Below are 4,917 nucleotides of genomic sequence, written 5' to 3'. Positions count from 1 at the left end.
GGGTGACCCGCCTGTCCAAGGAGGTAGCCGACACGGTCCTGTCGGCCAGGAACCTCAAAGACCTGCTGAGCAAGGCGAACCGCCTGTTCGACGACGTCGGGACTGCTTTTTCTCGCATGGCCTCTCAGGTTGGTGAGAGCGCGGCCAAGAGAGTGGATGATCTCGCCCGGAGCGCTCAGCACCGGATCGAACGGCTCGGCGACTTCCTGACCAACCCCCAGTACGCGCTGGCCGGCGCCCCGGGCATCAGCATGCGCCGGGCCGGCGACATGGGGAAAGCCAAACCCACTGTATACAGACCCAGCAAAGCTCCCACACCCCCCAAGACCCCACGCCCCAACCCCAACGAAGGCCGCTGGGGAGTAAAACTCGACGAAGCCCCAGCCAAGTCCGACCCCAAACCAACCACCAGCGGTGGCGAAGGTACCCCGCCCAAGGGCGGAGGTGACGGAAAGGGCGGCGGCGGAAGCGACCCAATGAGCGGCCCAGTCGTCTTCTATCCTCCCAAAAACCCAACGGCGGCTGAGATTCAGGAGGTTGACGATTACGTTGCTGGCTGTAACCGAGCACTTGAAGCCAATGCACTGTCGCCAACCGGGAGAGTCGCCACCACAAAGAGTTCTCTTGCCAAAGAGGCACAGGATGCAGCGGCACGTGAAAGGAAAGCACATCCCGAATTGTATTCGGGTGGCAAAGTTGCCGGTCACGTTCCTGACACTGGATGGGGGCGAGGCCCGGAGCCGCACGAGTGGCAGGCGATGACACGCAGGGTGAATTCCAGTCTGGGAGGACAGAATAAGCGCTATCCTGTAGGGTACAAACCGACGATATTCCTTCGCGGGGATTGGGAGTGAGACATGTCTGATACGAACACTGGCGCGTCCAGTGGAGCGAGTCAAGGCGTTCCCGGGTGGACGTGGCCGGACTACATCGGCTGGGGGTGGATGATTAACCAGGCACGGATGGAGGCCGACTGGAAGGGCCTGTGGGACTACGCGCTACCACACGTGCACGCCACGGAGGAGACCGTGGCCAGCACCGAGGCCCAGCTGGGCTTCCGCCTGCCGGAGTCCTACCGAGGCTTCCTCCTGGCCTCCAACGGCTGGCCCTACTTCTACCTGGACATGACGGCCTTCTCCACCTCCGACCTGCTGGGCGGCGAGCTGCACGAGGCCGGCCAGACCCAGCTGGAGCTGGAGGAGTGTGTCGAGGCCATGGCCGCTGACGGTGTCATCGCCGCCGACCACTTCCCCATAGCCGCCTCTTTGGTCCAGACTGACGTCGCCCTCATGGGAAAGCCCGGCACCCCGGCGGAGGGGACCGTCTCCTGGGTGCGCAATGGAGAGGTGATTGAGCGTTATGACGACTTCCTGGACTACTACCTGTCCATGATGGAGCTTAACAAACAGGAGACGGAGACCATCCGAAGGAAGGACGGCCCCAAGCCTGACGGCGTGCCTCATGCTGTCATCGGCCGTCCCGGCAGCCCGCCGGTCTTCGAGCACGCCCGCCGCGACGACCTGTAGAACCGACATAAGCAGCTCTCTCCACTCGAATTCAGCTGAGGTGCCCCTTTCTCCTACCCGGCCGTACACCACCCCCGCAGGAACATAGATACCCGCTGAAAGCCGGGGAGCAAGCCGTCAGCCTTGTGGTGCTGGGGTCAAGTCGAGACAACCGACTTGACCCCAGCACTACAAGGCCTTTCCCCTCCCACCACGGGCCAACAGACCGCTCGTCGCAACCTTAAAACAATGAGGCTTATTCACAGCACCCGCCAAAGGCGCTCTGACCTGCGCAGATGCTGGAGTCGGCTAGCCCTGTGAATAAGCCTCAATGTCCTGCGCACACCTAAACAAGGTCACTTCTACCGTCAGGTGGACGGCAAGTTCCACTATGTCACTGACGAGCACGCGCGCACCACACACATGGAGGTCGACGGCGAGATGTCACCCAAACCTAAGGACGTGGACGGCGTCCGTTCCACTGACACCCAGCGGCGAGTCAATGCCGACGGCAGCGCCCTACCCGGCGAGCACAATGGAGGACATATTGCTGGCACGCAGTTCTATGGTCCACCTGAGAAGATCAACGTGGTGGCGATGCTCAAGGAAGTCAACCAGGATATTCCTGGCAGCAAACTCAAGTCCTATCATGTACTGGAGTCCAAAATCGCCGAAAAACCGGAGAACTACCAGAACTTTGCCGCAGACTTCGAGTACCGGAATCCAGTTAACCCCGACCTCGTCGGCAGCGAGCGAGTCCCCACTAGGTTCACAACATCATGGACGGACGCTCAAGGAAACCCGCACGGAGAACGTTTTATTAACGTTAAAGCAGGCCCTATAGAGAGGGAGAGATAGACGATGGGAATCGAGCAGAAATTGGTCACAGAAGTATTTTCCCGAATTGAGAAAATAATGCGCGACCTGCTCGCCGAAACGGGCGGAGAACGCATTGAGGTTGAGTCGACTGCGATCGCAATCGTTGGACAGGAGGCGATATGGATTACCACAAACGGGAAACGTTCACCGATTCGAAATCCTAGTAAACTGAGTTTTGCAGTAGATGACCTGCGTGAAGCTCAGGTGGATCCTCATCGGGGTGCGTGGACATACTCGCGCCTGTGGATGGAGGCTGCTGATGGTGTGCTGCATCAGGAGTCGGACTGGATGCGTGAGCCAGTCATTGACGGAGATCCCGCTGGCGATCACGACGCTGCATACGAGTTGGATCGCCATCCTCGGGATCCTGAGTTCATCCCGGAGTGGATGGCGACCAAGGCAGCCGCCTTCCACAAGAAGGAGGAGGCCCGAGCACGACGTCGCGAACGCGACCGAGCCCGCCGGGAACGCAAGAAGGCCGAAGCCGCCCAAGCCGCCCAGGAGGCTGCCACGAACACGCCGAATACCAGCAAGGACGATCAGTAGCGGGCCTGGTGGGGCACCGGCGCCGCCGGTCTCACCTGGGCGCCCCTGGTGCCTCTGCCTGCCCCGCGATGGGTTCCCCGGCCTTCCTCGGCCGCCGGCTACTACCGGCCTGCTTTGGCGGTGCGTGGCCGCACCGGTCAGCCTGGGGTGGTGATGGCCGGGGTGGGCCGGTAGCGTGAGTGGTCCCTGGCCGAACTGGTGCCGGACGACCTGTTGTTAGCTGCGTCCCTGCGTTACTTCTTGAGCGGGGCGCATTGGATGATGAATGGAGAGCAGTGATGGAGAGCAGTGATGACGCAATGGTCCTTTGAGGCCCAGATGCAGGCCGCGCAGGCGATCGCCGACCAGTGGGGTGGGTGGATGCGGTCCACCGGCGCCGATGAGGTCGTCGCCGAGTTCGAGGCCGTCGGCCCCCGCGCCGCAGTGAGCAGCCAGGTGCTGCACCAGGGCCAGTGGATGAACAACGCCCTGCCGATGGAGCTGGTGAGCCTGGGCTTGAACCTGCGCACCGCGATGGGGCGCCCCGGCGGCGGTGCGTGGACCTGGGCGAGGCTGTCCATGAGCAGCTCACAGGGCTACAAGCTCGTCTCCGACTTCAACTACGACCGCGAGCCTGACCTGGACCCGCCCTACACGGCCCAGGACGTCACCCAGGAGCTCCAGGCCTTCCCCCGCACCCCAGACACCACCCCCGACTGGATGCGCATCAACCACTAGAACCAGCCCTGCCAGGTATTGCGGCTGTGGCACCTCGCTGACCAACCACCCGCGGTGGGGGCCGAGCCCTTCCGGCCCGGCCCCCACCGTCTCGCATCAGCACGCGGTGGCTGCGGCCGCCTCGACGTGGACGAACATCGCCCACCAAGCTGAACTCGTACTCGTGGTGCACGACCTGTCCCGCGACGCGATTGCCACCGTCATCAGCAAGATCGGCTCCAAGTCCACCATCGGAGAACTCCCTGCAAGTCAGACAATCCCCTGGGCGGCGTTCTCAGTGGCCGCCGACAACAGTGTGTCGCCAAATAACCTCGCCGTCGTCAAAGTGGACGACAGACAGACCGTTAATGTCACCGAGATTCACGTAGAAAGCTCCAAAACAATGAGATATTTCGCTCGCGAGACGAACGGCGAGAGCGGCCCCAGAGAGAGTTTCTTCATGCCGCAGACTCCGCAGGAGTTTGCGAAGCGGGTGGCACGGAGCCTCACTTCCCCCCAGTTTCTGGACGGGAAGTACGTGTTCTCTATTGTGGTGTGGGCTCTTCCTGAGGGAGCATCGCACGTTGACGATGTTCCTCGTTCGTCTCCGGCGCGGGCTACGTACATCCAGTGCGGTGGGTCCACGGAGGCGATGACCATCGAGATCCGGGTGACTCACGACGACGACTCCTACGAGCACTACACGGTGGCTCGTGAGCCTGTCACCGACCCTGAGGCGTGGACCACGGTGTCCTGGGACAACGGGAATCCCGAGCCCTTCACCATCCAGGTCCATCCCGAAGAGGTCTTCACCGGCGAGCAAGCAGTCCCCGTCTTCCGAGCCTACATCGAGGAAGGCGCCCTGCCACCAGCCGAGCTGCTACGCAGGATCGACGTCTAACCACCAGCCACCACTGTGGCCCCGCACCCACCCAGTGCGGGGCCACAGTCTTACTGCGCCGTCGACGCCTCAGACTCCCACCACACTGACGAACAGTCCCACTTACCACCCCCAACCCCTTGAGGAGTTGAAGACTGTCTGGTTCTCGCCTGTTGGAGGATGGTGCCGATCTGAAGGAGGCGTTTGAGTCCAAGAGCTGGGTCGCCGGTGGTCTGGGGACGGTGGCCACAGCCGCTGACGCGGCTGCGGCGGCGATCGACCCCCTGGGTGAGGCCCTGTCTGCTGGAGTGGGGTGGGTCATTGAGCACCTGTCGCCTTTGAAGGACTGGCTCAATGAGCTTGCCGGTGACAGTGATGCGGTGGCTGCGGCTGCCTCGACGTGGACGAACA

Annotated in this window: 6 protein-coding genes; all 6 read left to right on the top strand. The window is 62.3% G+C overall.

Annotated features, from left to right (window positions below; genetic code table 11):
• The coding region (locus HMPREF2883_RS13705; RefSeq protein WP_083313527.1) for a hypothetical protein at window positions 1-854 on the top strand (854 nt) is incomplete at its 5' end.
• A gap of 3 nt (window positions 855-857) precedes the next feature.
• The gene (locus HMPREF2883_RS00060) at window positions 858-1,526 is read left to right on the top strand and encodes an SMI1/KNR4 family protein (RefSeq protein WP_070658054.1); all 669 of its coding nucleotides are present in this window, start codon (window positions 858-860) and stop codon (window positions 1,524-1,526) included.
• 351 nt (window positions 1,527-1,877) lie between these two features.
• On the top strand, window positions 1,878-2,363 hold the full coding sequence (locus HMPREF2883_RS13700; RefSeq protein WP_083313526.1) for a DNA/RNA non-specific endonuclease: 486 nt from the start codon (window positions 1,878-1,880) through the stop codon (window positions 2,361-2,363).
• 3 nt (window positions 2,364-2,366) lie between these two features.
• Window positions 2,367-2,930: a hypothetical protein gene (locus HMPREF2883_RS00055; RefSeq protein ID WP_070658052.1), complete on the top strand. Its 564-nt coding sequence runs from the start codon at window positions 2,367-2,369 to the stop codon at window positions 2,928-2,930.
• A 291-nt stretch (window positions 2,931-3,221) separates the two neighbouring features.
• The gene (locus HMPREF2883_RS00050; RefSeq protein ID WP_070658049.1) at window positions 3,222-3,647 is read left to right on the top strand and encodes a hypothetical protein; all 426 of its coding nucleotides are present in this window, start codon (window positions 3,222-3,224) and stop codon (window positions 3,645-3,647) included.
• Window positions 3,648-3,753: 106 nt separating this feature from the next.
• Window positions 3,754-4,527 carry a hypothetical protein gene (locus HMPREF2883_RS15790; RefSeq protein WP_371080093.1) on the top strand — a complete coding sequence of 258 codons (774 nt, stop codon included), beginning with the start codon at window positions 3,754-3,756 and terminating at the stop codon, window positions 4,525-4,527.
• Window positions 4,528-4,917: the final 390 nt, after the last annotated feature.

The organism is Actinomyces sp. HMSC075C01, assembly GCF_001812965.1.
Taxonomy (GTDB): domain Bacteria; phylum Actinomycetota; class Actinomycetes; order Actinomycetales; family Actinomycetaceae; genus Actinomyces; species Actinomyces acetigenes.
Note: the sequence above shows the minus strand (reverse complement) of the source record. Positions and strands in the feature narration are given on the sequence as shown.

What these genes read in the sequence shown, in the direction of transcription:
- HMPREF2883_RS00055 (WP_070658052.1), top strand. Translation starts at nt 2,367, where the DNA reads ATGGGAATCGAGCAGAAATTGGTCACAGAAGTATTTTCCCGAATTGAG.
- HMPREF2883_RS00060 (WP_070658054.1), top strand. Translation starts at nt 858, where the DNA reads ATGTCTGATACGAACACTGGCGCGTCCAGTGGAGCGAGTCAAGGCGTT.
- HMPREF2883_RS00050 (WP_070658049.1), top strand. Translation starts at nt 3,222, where the DNA reads ATGACGCAATGGTCCTTTGAGGCCCAGATGCAGGCCGCGCAGGCGATC.